At 73.7% G+C, this 16,043-nt stretch carries 13 protein-coding genes; 5 read left to right on the plus strand and 8 right to left on the minus strand.

Annotation, left to right across the window (positions count from 1 at the left end; genetic code table 11):
• The first annotated feature begins 142 nt into the window (after positions 1-142).
• From ettA to AC07AB_RS18680, 3 genes are read left to right on the plus strand one after another with little or no spacing between them, the layout of a single operon-like run.
• On the plus strand, positions 143-1,807 hold the full coding sequence (gene ettA, locus AC07AB_RS18670; RefSeq protein WP_478567733.1) for an energy-dependent translational throttle protein EttA: 1,665 nt from the start codon (positions 143-145) through the stop codon (positions 1,805-1,807).
• Positions 1,808-1,809: 2 nt separating this feature from the next.
• The gene (locus AC07AB_RS18675; protein WP_478567735.1) at positions 1,810-2,250 is read left to right on the plus strand and encodes an acyl-CoA thioesterase; all 441 of its coding nucleotides are present in this window, start codon (positions 1,810-1,812) and stop codon (positions 2,248-2,250) included.
• Entirely contained in the window at positions 2,247-3,074 is an 828-nt protein-coding gene (locus tag AC07AB_RS18680) for a DUF8010 domain-containing protein (RefSeq protein WP_478567738.1), read from the plus strand. Before AC07AB_RS18675 ends, AC07AB_RS18680 begins: the two co-directional genes overlap by 4 nt.
• 48 nt (positions 3,075-3,122) lie before the next feature.
• Here AC07AB_RS18680 and AC07AB_RS18685 read toward each other — a convergent pair whose 3' ends face one another.
• Positions 3,123-3,527, minus strand: coding sequence for a globin (locus tag AC07AB_RS18685; protein WP_478567741.1), 405 nt, complete (start codon positions 3,525-3,527; stop codon positions 3,123-3,125).
• Positions 3,528-3,698: 171 nt separating this feature from the next.
• Here AC07AB_RS18685 and AC07AB_RS18690 point away from each other — a divergent pair, with 171 nt between their 5' ends.
• Positions 3,699-4,655, plus strand: coding sequence for a methyltransferase domain-containing protein (locus AC07AB_RS18690; protein WP_478567744.1), 957 nt, complete (start codon positions 3,699-3,701; stop codon positions 4,653-4,655).
• Between the two features lie 25 nt (positions 4,656-4,680).
• Here AC07AB_RS18690 and AC07AB_RS18695 read toward each other — a convergent pair whose 3' ends face one another.
• The 4 genes from AC07AB_RS18695 to AC07AB_RS18710 all read right to left on the minus strand — a co-directional run bounded on the left by AC07AB_RS18695 (position 4,681) and on the right by AC07AB_RS18710 (position 11,414).
• On the minus strand, positions 4,681-6,132 hold the full coding sequence (locus tag AC07AB_RS18695; RefSeq protein WP_478567747.1) for an FHA domain-containing protein: 1,452 nt from the start codon (positions 6,130-6,132) through the stop codon (positions 4,681-4,683).
• A 100-nt stretch (positions 6,133-6,232) separates the two neighbouring features.
• Complete coding sequence (locus AC07AB_RS18700) at positions 6,233-7,600, minus strand: vWA domain-containing protein (RefSeq protein ID WP_478567750.1); 1,368 nt, start codon at positions 7,598-7,600, stop codon at positions 6,233-6,235.
• 136 nt (positions 7,601-7,736) lie between these two features.
• Positions 7,737-9,173, minus strand: coding sequence for a PP2C family protein-serine/threonine phosphatase (locus AC07AB_RS18705; protein ID WP_478567753.1), 1,437 nt, complete (start codon positions 9,171-9,173; stop codon positions 7,737-7,739).
• A 3-nt stretch (positions 9,174-9,176) separates the two neighbouring features.
• Complete coding sequence (locus AC07AB_RS18710) at positions 9,177-11,414, minus strand: serine/threonine-protein kinase (RefSeq protein ID WP_478567756.1); 2,238 nt, start codon at positions 11,412-11,414, stop codon at positions 9,177-9,179.
• On the opposite strand from AC07AB_RS18710, the gene AC07AB_RS18715 reads away from it, so the two are divergent.
• A complete protein-coding gene (locus tag AC07AB_RS18715; protein ID WP_478567759.1) occupies positions 11,407-11,811 on the plus strand; it encodes a hypothetical protein in 405 nt (134 codons plus the stop codon). The genes AC07AB_RS18710 and AC07AB_RS18715 overlap by 8 nt on opposite strands.
• 66 nt (positions 11,812-11,877) lie before the next feature.
• Here the strand turns inward: AC07AB_RS18715 and AC07AB_RS18720 are convergent, their stop codons facing one another.
• From AC07AB_RS18720 to AC07AB_RS18730, 3 genes are all read right to left on the minus strand, one after another.
• On the minus strand, positions 11,878-13,173 hold the full coding sequence (locus tag AC07AB_RS18720; protein ID WP_478567762.1) for a hypothetical protein: 1,296 nt from the start codon (positions 13,171-13,173) through the stop codon (positions 11,878-11,880).
• 185 nt (positions 13,174-13,358) lie between these two features.
• Positions 13,359-14,405 (minus strand): glutamate ABC transporter substrate-binding protein, encoded by a 1,047-nt coding sequence (locus AC07AB_RS18725; RefSeq protein ID WP_478567765.1) that lies wholly within the window; start codon positions 14,403-14,405, stop codon positions 13,359-13,361.
• A gap of 14 nt (positions 14,406-14,419) precedes the next feature.
• Positions 14,420-15,898 (minus strand): hypothetical protein, encoded by a 1,479-nt coding sequence (locus AC07AB_RS18730; protein WP_478567768.1) that lies wholly within the window; start codon positions 15,896-15,898, stop codon positions 14,420-14,422.
• Between the last annotated feature and the right edge of the window lie 145 nt (positions 15,899-16,043).

Here is a 16,043-nt window from a genome sequence, read left to right on the forward strand (position 1 = left end):
TCTGAGCACGGCTGAACATCGCGGCCCCGAAGCGCCCAGGCGCTTCGGGGCCGCGGTGCCGTTACTGGTTTCCGCCCGGGGGTGGCCGTACGGCAAGATGGTGTGTATCTCTGCCCGCTCATCGATTGCCGGACGGTTTCTCTTGGCTGAGTACATCTACACGATGCGCAAGACGCGCAAGGCGCACGGCGACAAGGTCATCCTCGATGACGTGACGCTGAGCTTCCTGCCCGGTGCGAAGATCGGTGTGGTCGGCCCCAACGGCGCCGGTAAGTCCACCGTCCTCAAGATCATGGCGGGGTTGGAGCAGCCCTCCAACGGCGACGCGTTCATCTCGCCCGGCTACACCGTCGGCATGCTCCTCCAGGAGCCGCCGCTGGACGAGTCCAAGACCGTGCTGGAGAACGTCCAGGACGGCGCGGCCGACACCATGGCCAAGCTCAGGCGGTTCAACGAGGTCGCCGAGCTGATGGCCACCGACTACTCCGACGCGCTGCTCGACGAGATGGGCAAGCTCCAGGAGCAGCTCGACCACGCCAACGCCTGGGACCTCGACACCCAGCTCGAACAGGCCATGGACGCCCTCGGCTGCCCGCCCGGCGACTGGGCCGTCACCAACCTCTCCGGCGGCGAGAAGCGCCGCGTCGCGCTCTGCAAGCTGCTCCTTGAGGCGCCCGACCTGCTGCTCCTCGACGAGCCCACCAACCACCTGGACGCGGAGTCCGTGCAGTGGCTGGAGCAGCACCTCGCCAAGTACCCCGGCACCGTCGTCGCCGTCACCCACGACCGGTACTTCCTCGACCACGTCGCCGGCTGGATCCTTGAGCTCGACCGCGGCCGCGCGATCGGCTACGAGGGCAACTACTCCACGTACCTGGAGACCAAGCAGACCCGTCTGAAGGTCGAGGGCCAGAAGGACGCCAAGCGCGCCAAGCGGCTCAAGGAAGAGCTGGAGTGGGTCCGCTCCAACGCCAAGGGCCGGCAGGCCAAGTCCAAGGCGCGACTGGCCCGTTACGAGGAGATGGCGGCCGAGGCCGACAAGATGCGGAAGCTGGACTTCGAGGAGATCCAGATCCCGCCGGGCCCGCGCCTGGGTTCCGTCGTCGTCGAGGTCAGCAACCTCTCGAAGGCGTTCGGCGACAAGGTCCTCATCGACGACCTGTCCTTCACGCTGCCGCGCAACGGCATCGTGGGCGTCATCGGCCCCAACGGCGCCGGCAAGACCACGCTGTTCAAGATGCTCCAGGGCCTGGAGGCCCCGGACTCCGGTTCGATCAAGATCGGCGAGACCGTCAAGGTCAGCTACGTCGACCAGAGCCGCGCCAACATCGACCCCAAGAAGACGCTGTGGGCCGTCGTCTCCGACGAGCTCGACTACATCAACGTCGGCCAGGTCGAGATGCCCTCCCGCGCGTACGTCAGCGCCTTCGGCTTCAAGGGCCCGGACCAGCAGAAGCCCGCGGGCGTCCTCTCCGGCGGCGAGCGCAACCGCCTCAACCTGGCGCTCACCCTCAAGGAGGGCGGCAACCTGCTGCTCCTCGACGAACCGACCAACGACCTCGACGTCGAGACCCTCTCCTCGCTGGAGAACGCGCTGCTGGAGTTCCCCGGCGCCGCGGTGGTCATCTCCCACGACCGCTGGTTCCTCGACCGGGTCGCCACCCACATCCTCGCCTACGAGGGCGAGTCCCGGTGGTACTGGTTCGAGGGCAACTTCGAGTCGTACGAGAAGAACAAGATCGACCGGCTCGGCGTGGACGCCGCGCGTCCGCACCGGGCCACCTACAAGAAGCTGACCCGGGGCTGACCATGGCGCGCCATCTCTACTCCTGCCCCCTGCGCTGGTCCGACATGGACGCGTTCGGCCATGTGAACAACGCCGTCTTCGTCCGCTACCTGGAAGAAGCGCGGATCGACTTCATGTGGCGGCTGGCGCCGGGGGAGGGGAGCGCCTCGTTCACGGGTGGCTCCGTCGTGGCCCGGCATGAGATCAACTACCTGCGTCCGCTGGTGCACCGGCATGCGCCGGTGACCGTCGAGACCTGGGTGACGAAGATAACCGCGGCCTCCATGACCGTCGCGTACGAGGTCAAGGACGACGACGAGGTGTACGTACGGGCCTCGACCGTCGTCGTGCCGTACGACCTGGAAGCGGGTCGGCCGCGGCGGATCACCGCCGAGGAGAAGGCGTTCCTGGAGGCGTACCAGGACCAGCCGGGCGACGCGCCCGGGGAGGCCGTCGCGGCATGACGGCACCCCAGCAGCGGCTGCGGTTCGCCGACGCCGGAGAGGCGGCCGACGTGGCCGCCTTCCTGGCCCGGCTGATCCACTACGACCGGGCGGCCGCTGTCCGCCTCCAGGCCGGCGGCGGGCCGGAAGGCGGCGCCCTCGCGGTCTTCGGCCGCCCGCCGTCCTTCGAGGTGCTCGCCATCCGCACGGCCCGGCTCGCCGCCGCCCCCATCCCGCCGAGGTCGGCGGACGGGCCGCTGGACCTCACCGTCTCGGCGGGGCAGCTCGCGGACGCGCTGGACGCCGCCACGGCGGCGACCGTCGACGTACCCGAGGCGGTGACCGGCCCGCCGTGGGCCGGAGTGCTGCCGCCGCGCGGCGGCTGGCGGCGCGTCGAGGGGCTGCCGGGGACGGACGAGGTGCGGGCGGCCGTCGCCGCCGCCGTCGCCGAGTTCCGCGCGCGCGACGAGGCGCTCCCGCAGGAGCAGCGCACCCGCGCCGAGCGCGACCGCATCGGCCGCGAGATCTGGTCGCGGACCCTCGGCGAGACGGGGCTGCCGCTGCGCGCCGTGCACGCCGCGCAGTCGCTGGGCTTCCTGCGGCCCGCAGAGCCCGCACGGCCCGTACGAGCGGGGCTCCCGGAGGCCCGTACATCCACCGGCCCCACCGCACCCGTGGACCCCGCCGGCCAAGCCCGTGCCGGGGCGACCGCCGTCGTGGACGAGCCCCTGACACTGTTCGCCGCGAGCGGCTGGCTGCGGTTGCGGGCCCCTTACGGCTCGGTCGCGCTGCGCCCGGGCGGCTCGGCGGGCGGGCTCGCGGGCCTGACCGTCACCCCCGCCTGACCCCGGCCCGTACGGCGGGCCGGGGCCCGGGCGGCGCGGCGGCCCGCGTCAGCCCTCAGAGTTGATCATGGATGCGGCGGCGTACGTGAGGTAGTCCCACAGTTGCGTCTCGTGCTCCTCGGCGAGGCCGATCCGGTCGACGGCCGCGCGCATGTGCCCCAGCCACGCGTCGTGCGCGGCACGGTCCACGGTGAACGGCGCGTGCCGCATGCGCAGCCGCGGATGGCCGCGGTTGTCGCTGTAGGTGCGCGGGCCGCCCCAGTACTGCATGAGGAAGAGCGCGAAGCGCTCCTCCGCCGGTCCGAGATCCTCCTCCGGGTACATCGGCCGGAGCAGCGGGTCCTCGGCGACCCCCTGGTAGAAGTAGTGCACCAGGCGCCGGAAGGTCTCCTCGCCGCCGACCTGCTCGTAGAAGGTCTGCTCCTGAAGCGTGCCGCGCGGAATCTTGTTCACCCCTTCATGGTCTCAGACGCCCCGGCCGAGGACCGGCGGTCTAGGACCTCCGTGCCGAGCACCCGGGAGAAGGGGCCCGAAGCGGGCGAAGAGGAGGCGTGAGCGCGCGCGGCCGGACCTTGTCCGTGCCCAGTGGTCGCGCGAGCGCGAGCCGCGTCGCACAGTGGACCCATGGGCGGTACGGACCGGAGTACGGACCTGCGCGCCGGCCTCGTGCGCGAGCTGCTGGCGGGCGGGGCCCTCGCCGATCCCCGGTGGCGGGCCGCGTTCGAGGAGGTGCCCCGCCACCTGTTCGTGCCGTACTTCTACCTGGGCGTCGTCGGCGGGTACGAACGGCTGTGGGGCGAGGACCCCGATCCGCTGCGCCGGGAGCGCTGGCTCACCGAGGTCTATACGGACGCGCCGCTCGCCACCCGGCTCCGCGACGGCGAACTGGTCTCCTCCAGCAGCCAGCCCTCGCTGATGGCCCGGATGCTGGAGTACCTGGACGTACGCGACGGGCACACCGTTCTGGAGATCGGGGCGGGCACCGGCTACAACGCGGCCCTGCTCGCCCACCGGCTCGGTGACGAGAACGTCACGACCGTCGACCTCGACCCGGAGATCACCGAGACCGCCCGGAACCACCTCGCGGCCTCCGGCCGCCACCCGGCCGTCGTCACCGGGGACGGCGCGCGCGGCTGCCCCGCCCGCGCCCCCTTCGACCGGATCATGGCGACCTGCGCCCTGACGTACGTACCGCCCGCGTGGCTCGCCCAGTGCCGCCCCGACGCCCTGGTGCTCGCCCCGCTCGCCACCGGACTGATCGCGTTGCGCGTCCTCGACGCCGAGCACGCGGCGGGGTCCTTCCTGGCCACCCCGGCCTACTTCGTGCCGCTGCGCGGCGGCGTGGTGCCCCCGGCCCGCGGTGGCGGGCTGCCGCGCCGACTGCCGCGGGACGACGACTTCCGGTTCCTGCTCGCCCTCACCGCGGGCCGGCTCGACCCCGTCGAGGCCCTCGCCGTATGGCGGGCCACCGGCGAACCGGGGCGTGAGCGCTTCGGCGTGACGGTACGCGGCGCGCGGCAGTGGGCCTGGCTGGACGGCCCGGACGGTCCGTACAACTGGCCGCTGGGCCCCGCCGGTTGAGGCGGAGGCCCGGCGGGCGGCCGGGTCAGCCCCGGTGCACCGTGATCGTCGTCCAGGCCCCCACGTGCACCCGGTCGCCCTCCCGCAGCGGCACCGGGACATACGGCTTGATCGGGTCCTCGGCGCCGTTGATGGTGGTGCCGTTCGTCGAGTCCTGGTCGACCACCGCCCAACTGCCGTCGGACTGCTGCACGAGCATGGCGTGCTGGTGGGAGACGCCCGGGTCCTCGGGCGGCCGGGCCAGGTCGATGTCGGGGGACTCGCCGGTGCTGTGGCGGCGGCGGCCGATGGTGACCTGGTGGCCGCTGAGCGGGAGTTGCTGCTCGGGGGAGTACGCGGGCAGGTTGAGCCCGGTGGCCTCGGGGCCGCTGCGGTTCATCATCGCCATGAAGTACTCGCGGTCCGGCGCGATGACCGCGATCCAGGTCTCGGCGCCGGCCGACGGGCCCTGCTGCTCGTGCCCGCTCTGCCCGTACGGGTCCGCGCCCGGCGGATACGGCTCGGGCTGCGCGGAACCGTAGGGATCGGAACCGTACGGATCGGGGCCGGGCTGAGAGGGCACCTGCTGAGAGGGCGCGGGCTGAGACGGACTGGGCTGGCCGGGCCCGTACGGGGCGGATCCGGGCGGCGGCTGCGGCGGGGCGAGCGGGGCCGCGCCGCTCCGATAGCCGTCGCTCTCCGACGCGAAGTCCGGATCGAACGGCCGGCCGGACGGCTGACCGGACGGCTGACCGGGGAACGGCTGCGGCTCGTACGGCGACGGCTCGTACGGCGACGGCGGAGCCTCGTACGGCGGCCGGGGCGGGCTCGTCGCGGCGGGGGCCTGCGCGTTCGCGTTCGGGAAGTCGTCGCCGAAGGAGGGCTGAGGGGCCACCGGCGCCGATGCGATCGGTGGGGGCAGCACCCAGTCGTCGTCACCGCCGCCGCCGAACGCGGGGGCGGGCGGCGGACTCTGCCGCTCCGGCTCGGGCTCCTGGGACAGCGGTTCGGCCGAGCGGTTGATCTGGGAGGGGCGCGAGCCGTGGTACTCGTAACTCTGCGGCGGCTGCGTCGAATACGGCGTCGGCGGCACCGGCGGCGGAGCCGACTGGAAACCCGGCGTGGGTGGCGGCGCGTACGAGGCGGGTGTGTGCGAGTGCGCCGTGTGTGTCAGGAAGTTGTAGCGGCACTCCTCGCAGAACGGCGACTGGAACTCGCGGGGCGTACCGCACCGCGGGCACAGCTCGCCTTGGCCCGCGGCGTCCGGGCCGGTCGCGGGCGGCTGCCCGGGGTAGCCGTACCCACCGCCGGGAGTGCCGGGAGGGCCCGGCGTGCCGGGAGGCGGCGGCGGGGAACCGGGCGGGGGCGGCGCGGCCGGAGAGCCGGGAGGCGGCGGCGGGGCGGCGCCCTCGGACATCGGCGTCCCCGACATCCGGTGGCCGCACACCTCGCACCAGTCCTCGGCCGCCGACTGGTGACCGTTCGGGCAGGTCGGCATGTCGGTTGATTCCCCCTCTTGTGCCGTTTGTTGCCGTTCTTCGCTACTGGGACCGCAAGAAGTCGCCAAGCCGCCGGAGCTCGCCGACGACCGCTGGGCGCTACTTCTTGACGCGAACCGTCTTGGTGGAGCGGGTCTCCAGCGTCATCTCCGCCTCCTCCGTGACCTTCGCCTTCAATCGCACAGTACCCGTCGCCGCATCGACGACGTCCACCACCTTCGCGAGCAATTTCGCCGTTCCCTCGTTCCCGGAAGCGCCCGCCAACTGTACGGCCCGGCCCAGTTTCGCCGTCGCCCCGTCGATGTCCCCCGACTTGCGCAGGTGCAGCCCCTGCTGGATGACGCGGGCCAGCTCGGCCTGGCCCGTGTAGTGCGCGACCTGCGGATTGATCGAGGTCGACGCCGCCAGGTCGTCCGTCCACACGGCACGTACCAGCCCCTGCGAGAGCGGCCGCGGGCCGCTGCCGTCGGCGGCGTCGGGCAGCACCAGCGAGACGCGCGCCGCCAGCATCTCCTGGCCGACGCCGGCGTCCGGCACCCGTACGCAGACGTGGTAGTCGCGGGACTCGTCGCCCCACGAACCCGTCGGATAGTCGCCCGAGCGCGGCCCCGACTCCGTACGCCGGTCCGTCAGCTCCTCGACGGTCGGCGCGACCTGCTTGACGAAGACGACCTCGGAGCCCTGCGGGGTCCACAGCCGCAGACTGACGTCCCCGACCTCCTTGCCCATCGCCGACTCCATCATCCGCGTGAAGTCCGCGGTCAGTTCGGCGGGATCGGCGACGATGTCGGCGGAGCCGAGCAGCGCCGAGGCTATCGCCGTGACCTCCTTGACCTCCCAGTCCGTGCCGACGCCGCGCGCGTCACAGGTGAACCGCCCCGCGCACGCGTCCAGCGAGTTGCGCAGATCCTCCGGCGACTCGTGCTCGTTGCGGCCGTCGGTGAGCAGGATGCCGTGCCGGATGGCGAAGTCGGCGGAGCCCAGCAGCCGGTCCGCCAGCCGCAGCCAGGTGCCGATCGCGGTGCCGCCGCCCGCGCTGAGCTTGCGCAGCGCGTCCTTGGCCTGCGCCCGGGTCGCCGTGCTCGCCACCGCGAGCCGGCCGCCGCCCGGATAGACCTCCTTCGCCTGGTGCGTACCGGCGACGACGGCGAAGGCGACGCCGTCGCGCACCGTGCTCACCGCGGCGGCCGTCGCCTCGCGCGCGTTGCGCATCTTGGTCGGCGGGTAGTCCATCGAACCGGAGCAGTCGACCATGATCACGACGGCCGCGTCCGGGGCCCGGTCCGCCGCCCCCGTCACCGTCCGCCTCTCTGGCCCCGACGGAGGCGCCATCCCGCCGGTGGTGCCGCCGCCCGTGGCGGTGACCGTGACGATCGCGCTCACCTCGCGGCCGCCCTCGGGCAGGTACTCGTTCTGGTAGACCTCGACCGAGAACTGCGGCACGTTCGATTTGGAGAAGGTGGCCATCTGATCCGCTCCTCGGCTCTCCACCTGCGTAGACACGGAAAGTAGGCGAGCGGACGGACGCGCGGCGTCCCCCCGGACGCCCGCGCGTGCTCCCCCCGTCAGCCCCTTGCAGAAGGGCTCAGGCCGATCCTGCCCCCTACGACGGTCCGGGGAACGGCAGGACCGCCACTGTTACGTTGTCGTGGCCCCCGCCGTCCAAGGCGTGGCCCACCAGGAACTGCGCGCTGTGCAGCGGCCGCGTACGGGCGTCCAGCGGCACCGCGGCGGCCATCTGCTCGGCGGACTCGGCGTAGTTCCACAGCCCGTCGGTGCAGACCACCACGACACCCGGCCGGTCCGGCGTGAAGGAAGCGGTGTGCGGCTCCAGTTCGTACGCGTCCGCGCCCAGCCACCCCGTGATGGCGTGCGCCCGGTCGTCCGCGTACGCCTCGGCCTGCGACATCAGTCCGTTCGCCACCATCTGCTCGGCCCAGGAGTCGTCCTCGGTGAGCCGGGCCGCGCGGGTGGCGCGGTCGTCGGGCACCCAGTACGCGCGGCTGTCGCCGATCCAGCCCACGGTCAGCACCCCGGCCCCGATCACCGCGCTCACGATGGTGCAGGCCGGGGCGTTCTGGTGGCGGTGCTCGTCGTGCTCGCGCGCCTGGTTCACGGGCTCGGCGAGGGCCCCCACCGACTCGGCGGCGGCGAGCAGCGCGTCGTGCATGGCCTGCTGCGGATGCGTGCCCAGCGGCAGCGCCTCGACCAGCGAGGCGCGCGCCGCGACGGACGCCGCCGCCGACGCCTCGTCGGGCCGGGTCGCCGAGGACACGCCGTCGCAGACGACCGCCACCACGGCCGGGGCGCCGTCCGCGAGCGCCGCCGCGGACAGCGCGAACGAGTCCTCGTTGCGGTGGTGCCGCAGCCCCCGGTCGCTGACCGCCGCCACGTCCGCCAGTTCCTGTTCCATATGGTCCCGTTCGCGCGGCTGAGAGTGTCCGCAGTGCTCGCAGTAGCCGTCCTTGTCGATCACTCCGGCGCGGCACGCGCCGCACTGGCGCCCGCGCGGACCGCCGCCGACCATGACGCCTTCCCTCGGGTCGCTCACGCCGCCGCCGGGCGTCCCGGCCGCCTGCCCGTCCGGTCGGCCGGTGCCGGTGTCGCCGTTCGTCGCTGCGGGGCCCCGGCCCGCGCCGCCCTCCGGAGCCGCGCCCGCGTCGGCCGCGGGCGCCGCCAGCGGATAGTCCTCCGGAGCCTGCGAGCCCGGGGCCTGCGCGTACGGAGCGTGCGAGTCCTGGGCCTGCGCGTACGGAGCCTGCGAGTCCGGGGCCTGCGCGTACGGAGCCTGCGAGTCCGGAGCCTGTGCATACGGAGCGTGCGAGTCCTGGGCCTGCGCGTACGGGCCCCGCCCGTACGGGGCCGAGCCCTGCTGGGCGCGGGCGGCGCCGTTCGACGAGGCGGCCGAGCGCTCCCCGGCCGCCGGGGCGCCGGCCGACAGGTCGGCCCCGCACCCGCCGCAGAAATTGTCACCCGCCTCCAGCGGTTCCGCGCACTCTGGGCACACCGCCAGTTGCGGGAGTTGCGGCATCTGCGACATCGATCACACCCATGTCCTTGGGCGGAAGCGGTTGGCCCGTTCCACCAGTTCGATCCTTTCCTCGCCGCGCTGGGCGAGGCGCGCGAGCACTCGGTACGAGCGTTCCAGCCCGAACCGTAGCCCGCGCTCGTCCACACCGCAGCCGAGCAGCGTCGGCGCGCCGTGCGCGGCGGGCGGCGCGCCCGGCCGGCCGGACAGCACCCAGTCGAGCGCGCTGCCCAGCACCTCGGTGGAGAGCTGCTCGCGGCGCACCGCGTCCAGCCCGAACTCCCGCAGCCGCTCGACCTGCTCCGCCGCGGCCGTCAGATCGTCCAGCAGCGGGTCCCGCGCCGCGCGCTGCCGCAGCCGGGCCCGTACGGCCGCGACGCGCGCTGCCGTGTAGTGGATCGACGACTCCGGTACGGACTCCAGCGCGCGCACCGCGCCCGTCCGGTCCCCGGCGGCGAGCCGGACCCGGGCCAGGCCGAAGGCGGCGCTGACATAGCTCGGGTCGGTCGCCCACACCAGGTGGTAGTACTCGGCCGCGTTGTCGAGCTGGCCGAGCACCTCCGCGCAGATCCCGAGCGCGAGCTTCGGCGCGGGCTCGCCCGGGAACGCGTCATAGACGGCGTCGAAGGAGAGCGCCGCCGTCTCGTTGTCGCCGACGGACAGCGCGTGCAGCCCGCGGTACCAGATGATCCGCCAGTCGTCCGGGTGGCCCGCCTCCAGCTCGGCGAGCGCCTCGGACGCCTCCCGCACCTCGCCGAGCTCCAGCTGGGCCCGTACGCGCCGCAGCCGCAGCTCCGGGGAGTCGCCGGGGGCGCCCTGGAGCGCCGCGCGCAGCTCGGCGGGCTGGGAGGCGAGCAGCCCGGCGAGGAACCCCGCGTTCGGGTCGCCCGGCGCCGCGTGCGGCACCGGCAGGGCGAGCGCCGTGGCGCGCGCGTCGATCCGCGCGACGGACGGCGCCCCCGAGGCCGCGGGTTCAGGCGGCGCCGCGGCCTCCGGGATCGTCACCGACGTCGCGTGGGAGGCGGCCGGGGCGCCCGGATGCGCGCCGGCGGGCGGCAGCTGGGCCGGCAGCAGCGGCGGCGCGGCCACCGCCACCGCCTTGCGCCCCGCGCGGGTGCCGGGGCGGGAGCCCAGCGAGGAGGCGTCGCCGCCCCGCTCGGCGAACAACCGCGTGTCCACTACCCGCAGTTCCGGCCCGAACAGCGTGGACAGCGCGGGCCGCGGCTGCCCCGTCTGGAGCGCCACGACCTCGCGCAGCACCCCCGTCAGCTGGTCCGCCATCTCCTCGGCCGAACCGAACCGCCGCCCCGGATCGGGGTCGGTGGCCCGTACGAGCAACCGGTAGAAGGACTCGTACCGGGAGAAGACCTCGATGTGCTCGGGGTCGGGCAGCACGTCCAGGAAGACGCTGGTGTAGCCCTGGAAGTCGAAGGTGAGGACGGCCAGCGTGCGCGCGACCGTGTACAGGTCGGAGGCGACGGACGGGCCGGCCTCCGCGACCTCCGGGGCCTGGTAGCCGACCGTGCCGTAGATCGCGCTGTCGCCGTCGTCCATCCGCCGGACCGCGCCCATGTCGATGAGCTTGAGCTGGTCCTCCTGCTGAATGGCGTTGTCGACCTTGAAGTCGCAGTACAGGAGGTTGCGGCTGTGCAGATGCCCCAGCGCCTCCAGCGCCTCGATGCCGTACGCGCACGCCTGCCCGACCGGCAGCGGGTCGCGCCGGCCGTCCACCGCGCGCCGCTCGTTGGCGATCTCCTTGAGCGACTTGCCGCCCACGTACTCCATCACGATGTAGCCGTCGAGCGAGCCGGTGCGCTGGTCGAGGTGTTCCACGAAGTTGTAGATGCGGACGATGTTGGAGTGCTCGATCTCCGCGAGGAAGCGCCGCTCGGAGAGGGCGACGGCCAGCGCGTCCTCGTCCCCGGTGTCGAGCAGGCCCTTGAGCACCACCCAGCGGTCGGAGACCGCGCGGTCGATCGCCAGATAGATCCAGCCGAGGCCGCCGTGCGCCAGGCACCCCGCCACCTCGTACTGACCGTGCACGATGTCGCCCGACCGCAGCTTCGGTACAAAAGAGTACGGATGGCCGCACTTGGTGCAGAACCCCTCCGTACGGCCCGGCCGGTCGCCCCGCGAACGCCCCACCTGCGTCCCGCAGTCGCTCTTGCTGCAGAACCGCTTGCGCTCCGGCACCTCCGGCCGCTCCAGCACCGCGGACCGCGGATCGGGGCGCGGCACCGCCGGAATGGTCACCAGGCCCGCGCCCAGCTTGTTGCGGCCGGACGCGGAGGCGACCGACTGCGAGCTGCGCACCGACACCGAACGGGCGGTCGCGGCCCCCGACAGGGAGCGTGAGAGCCGCCCGGAGACCGAGCGGCGCGAGGTCGAGGACCGGGACGTCCCGGAGGACGGTGAACCGGAGGACCGCGAAGAGGAAGCGGACCCGGAGCCGGAGTCGGGGCCGGAGCGCGGTCCGCTCCGGGACGACGAGCCGCTGCCGGAGCCGCGGGACCTGCCGCCCGCCGCGACGCCGGTGGGCGGCGAAGTCACCATGCCGTCGGGCGAGACGACGGGCGCGAGCCCGCAGACGCCGCAGTACAGCTCGCCGCCGCCGACATCCTCGTACGAGCCCTCGCAGCCCGGCCGCTGACAGGTGTTCATATCCGCCCTCCGACCCACTCGCCCGCCGCCGCGCTGTCCCGCGCGCCGCGTCCCTTCACGACGGTTCCCCCTTGTGGTCGGCGTGGCCCGGCTGACGCGGCACCAGCACTTCTGCCGTGGCCCGCTGATAGCGCAGTACGGCCTGTTCCGCCGCCAGCAGATCACACGGCGCGCTCCAGAGCATCCGGCGGGCCGCGTCATAGCGCTCCACGAGCAGCGGGTCCTCCGCCATCCCGTGCCGCGCGGCCTTCGCCTTGTACGCGTCGAGCCGGCCGCGCAGCTCGGCCCGTACGGCCAGCGGCGCGGTGACCGCCGTCAGCGACTCGCGGGCCCGCAGCAACTCGTCCTCGGCGCGCTGTTCCAGCGAGTCCAGCAGCGGGGAGAGCCGGTGCCACTGGGAGCGCCGGCGGTAGTCGGCCGCTGTCGCGAGCTGCTCGTGCAGCGTCGTGGGCGGCCCGGAGACCGCGGGCACCACGGACGCGGCGATCTTCGCGAGGACCTCGCCGCGCGCCTGCCGCGCCTCGGTCAGAGTGCGGTCCGCGCGGGAGAGTACGTCACGCAGCTGCATCATCCGCTGCTCGGAGTCCTGCCGCACCGCCAGCACGGCCTCGATCTCGCGCCGGACGTCCTCCAGGGCGCGGGCCGCCCGGTCGTAGCGCTCGGTGTCGGGGCGGCCGCCGCCGGGCGCGGAGCTCGGGGAGGCGCCGGACCAGAAGGAGAGCGGATCGGAGATCACCTCGGCGCGGAGCGCGGTCAGTTCCTGGGTGATCTGCTCCAGGTCGTCGCCGGCGGGGTGCTCGCCGGGCCGCACGCCCACCGAGTGGGCCAGCGAGCGGGTGCGCCCCAGCTCGGCGGAGAGCAGGTCTATCCGGGCGGGCAGGGCGGACCACACGGCGTCGGCGGTGACGACGACGTCGAGGGACCGGGCGTACCACCCGTTCATCCGGGCGACCAGCTCCTGGAGGCTCAGCCGCTCGCTGAGCAGCGCCGTACCGGTCGGGGCGCCAGTGTCCGGCAGCGTGACGCAGGCGCCCCGCAGCAGTTCGGTGAGGTCGGCCAGCTCGCTCTGGGTGGGCCAGCGGCGCCGGCCGCGCAGCTCCCGGGCCTCGGTCAGGGCCGCGGTGTACGCGTCGAAATACGTCCACAGCAGGGTGATGAGCGGCTCGGTGGCCTCCCACCGGCTCTTGGTCGCGCCGGTCAGCTCCGCGCCTTCGAGCAGTCTGCGGCCGGCGTGGTCCTGGAGCGCGAGAAGCGAGGTTTCGACGGCCTCGTGTTCGGCGCCGAGCCTGGCCAGCGCACGGTCCGCCTCCTCACGGCTCAGGGCCGGCCCGGTAGGTCCCGAGACCGCCATCGATCACCTCTCCTGTCCGCGGCGGATGCCGCGCGTCGCCGGTTCATTCCCGTCGGGCCGCCGCGTCGGTGCTGCGTCCGTGTCCGTTCCTGCTGTGCCCGGTCCTTGCCGTGTCCAGTCCTCGTAACCGTGGAGTCCCTGTGCGGTCCGTCCTCGTACCCGCCGCCGCGGTCCGGCTGCCGCGGCTAGTCCTTGTAGAGGGGCTTGGGCGGCGCCGGGTTCTTGATCCCGGTGAGGCCCTTCGCGAGCCACTTCCGGTACGCCAGCATCCACGGGCTGTCCTCGCCCCCGCGCCGGTAGTCCTCCAGCACCTTGTTGACCCGGCGGACCAGATCCTCGTCTCCGAGGTTCATCGCCACTCCGTACGGCTCCGTGGTGAAGGGCTTGCCGACCAGCTTCACCGACGGGTCCTGAGCCGCCTGGCCCGCCGCCAGCGCGTTGTCGGTGACCACCGCGTCCACCTGGCCCAACTGGAGCCGCACCAGGCAGTCGAGCTGGTTGGGGACGGTGCGGACCTCGGCGCCGTGCGCCTCCTTCTTGAGCTCCGATTCGCCGGTGGACCCCTTGGCCGTACACACCTTCTTCCCCTTCAGCGTGTCGTCGAAGGCGGTGATCGTCGATCCGTTGGGCACCAGCACCTGCTGGCCGGCCTCGAAGTAGGCGGTGGAGAAGGCGACCTGCTTGATGCGCTCGCAGTTGATCGTCATGGTGCGGGCGACGAGGTCCACCTTCTTGTCGCGCAGCACGTCGATCCGCTTGTTGGTGGGGATGGAGAGCCAGATGACCTTGCCGGGGTCGCCGAGGATGTCCTTGGCGATGGCCCGTACGAGCTCGATGTCGAAGCCGCTGAGACGGCCGGACGCCGGGTCGCGGTACCCCCAGCGGTAGCTGTTCTGGTCCACACCGGCGATCAGCCGGCCACGGTCCTTGATCCGCTGTACGGCCGGGCCGACCATGTTCGACGGACTGAGGCTCGCCTCGGGGTGCTCGCACGTCGGCGGCGCCTCCGCCGCGGCCCCGGCCGGATGCGCCCCGGCCGTACGCGCCTGGGTCCCCCGCCCGCTCACGGCGTCGCCCGAGGTGCCGCTCAAGACGGCCGCCACGATCGCGGCGGCCACCGCCGCCGCACCCGCGGTAAGCACGGCCCCGCGGCGGGCACGGCGCGGCCGGGAGCCGCCGGAGCCCGTTCCGCCTGTCCGGGAGCCGCCCGTCCCCGTCTCGCCCGCTCGCATCCCCACGCCCCCTGTCACCGGTACTCCGAGAGCCTGCGGCCGATGCCGAGCACCGTGCCGGCCGCGCCGAGCACGGCCAGTACGACGGCGGCGGCCGCCATCCACTCCAGCGCCCCGCGCCCGTCGCCGGCCGCGCGGTCGAACTCGCCCTGCTCGTGCCGCACGGCGGCCGCCAGCTCGTCGTCCACCCGGTCGAAGGACTCGCCCGTGCTGTTCTTCGCGCCGATCACCTTGGGCAGCGCGTGTTCGTAGTCCCCGCTGTCGTCCTTCGCGCGGGCGTCCGCGTGCCGCCGCTGCCACTCCCGTACGTCGTCGAGGGCCCGGGCCACCGGGGCGCGTCCCTTCGGGTCGTCCGCCAGGTCCCCCGCGCGGTCGAGGAGGCTGTCCGGGGCGGCCGCGCCGTCGGCGCCGGAGCCGACGAGCCTGCGCATGCCCGCCTTGTAGCTGACCTCGTACGCGTCGTCGCCGTCCGGGGTGAGCACGGCGCCCCGGGCCACCAGGGTCAGGTTCTCGTCGCCACGGGCCTGGAGCGTGCCGATCCGCGCCTCGTTCAGCACGTGGAGCGACTGGGCGCCGTGCGCCGAGGACTCGTCGAGCCCCGACCGGGCCAGGGAGTGGCCGACCACCAGCCACAGCAGCACCACCGTGGAGGCGGCGGTCGCGGCCAGCAGCCCCTGGTTGAACACCCGGTTCGTACGGCGGTAGTTGCGGTGCTGGGCCCAGCCGAGCGCGCCCAGGGCCAGCAGGCCGACGCCGGTCGCCGCCCACGGCCAGGACTTGGCGTCCCCGTAGTCGGAGTCCAGCCGGGCCGTCTCCGTCTCGTACAGCTTGGAGGCGGCGGGCAGGAGTTCGCCGCGCATCGTCTCGCTCGCGTACCGCAGATAGGCGCCGCCGAGCGGCAGGCCCTGCCGGTTGTTGGCCCGGGCCGACTCGACATATCCCGTGTAGAAGGGGAGTTGGTGGTTCAGCTTGGTGATCTGATCGCGCGCGGCCCGCGAGCCGCCGGCGTTCGCCCCGGCCTTCACCAGCAGTTCGGAGGCGAGGCCGATGTCGCGCTCGTACCGGAGGCGGACCTCGCGCGGCTCCTGGCCGCCCGCGAGGAAGCCGCCGGCCGCCGTGGCGTCGGCGTCCGCCAGCGAGCGGTAGATGTCCGCGGCGTTCGCGCTGAGCGGCTGGCTGCGGTCCTTCACGGAGTCCGCGGCGGTGGCCCGCTCGGTGACCTGCCAGGCCGTCACCGCCCCGAACGCCAGGACGAGCACGGCCAGTACGGCCCCGATGATGCGCAGCCGGCCCGGCTCGGTGGTCGCCGCCGTCCGCACCCGGTCGAGCCCCTCGTGCCATGCCTTGCCGCGGGGCGCCAATCCCGCCGCGAGGGGGGCGGCCGGGGCGAGTTCGCCCGTGGGCCGGCCGGGCGGCCCGGCAGGCCCCGGGTGCCCGGACGGCTGCGCGGGCGGCGACTGCGGCGCGGCGCTCCCGGTCGGCGGGTTTGACACAAGACCTCCCCCTCGGTCACTGACGGCCGGTGCCGCCCCGCCCGGCGGGGCGGGCGACGAAGTACCCGGCCAGTCAGTATGGCCGCAGCCACTGACAACCACACGGGTATTGGCTGGATCTTGTTCCGATCGCGATCCCCGGAAA

Source organism: Streptomyces sp. NPDC044033 (assembly GCF_056434425.1).

Excerpts from the sequence above, each read along its gene's own strand:
- AC07AB_RS18720 (WP_478567762.1), bottom strand. The coding sequence starts at position 13,173 with ATGGCGGTCTCGGGACCTACCGGGCCGGCCCTGAGCCGTGAGGAGGCG.
- AC07AB_RS18675 (WP_478567735.1), top strand. The coding sequence starts at position 1,810 with ATGGCGCGCCATCTCTACTCCTGCCCCCTGCGCTGGTCCGACATGGAC.
- AC07AB_RS18715 (WP_478567759.1), top strand. The coding sequence starts at position 11,407 with ATGGTCACCAGGCCCGCGCCCAGCTTGTTGCGGCCGGACGCGGAGGCG.
- AC07AB_RS18725 (WP_478567765.1), bottom strand. The coding sequence starts at position 14,405 with ATGCGAGCGGGCGAGACGGGGACGGGCGGCTCCCGGACAGGCGGAACG.
- AC07AB_RS18705 (WP_478567753.1), bottom strand. The coding sequence starts at position 9,173 with ATGTCGCAGATGCCGCAACTCCCGCAACTGGCGGTGTGCCCAGAGTGC.
- AC07AB_RS18700 (WP_478567750.1), bottom strand. The coding sequence starts at position 7,600 with ATGGCCACCTTCTCCAAATCGAACGTGCCGCAGTTCTCGGTCGAGGTC.
- AC07AB_RS18690 (WP_478567744.1), top strand. The coding sequence starts at position 3,699 with ATGGGCGGTACGGACCGGAGTACGGACCTGCGCGCCGGCCTCGTGCGC.
- AC07AB_RS18695 (WP_478567747.1), bottom strand. The coding sequence starts at position 6,132 with ATGCCGACCTGCCCGAACGGTCACCAGTCGGCGGCCGAGGACTGGTGC.
- AC07AB_RS18680 (WP_478567738.1), top strand. The coding sequence starts at position 2,247 with ATGACGGCACCCCAGCAGCGGCTGCGGTTCGCCGACGCCGGAGAGGCG.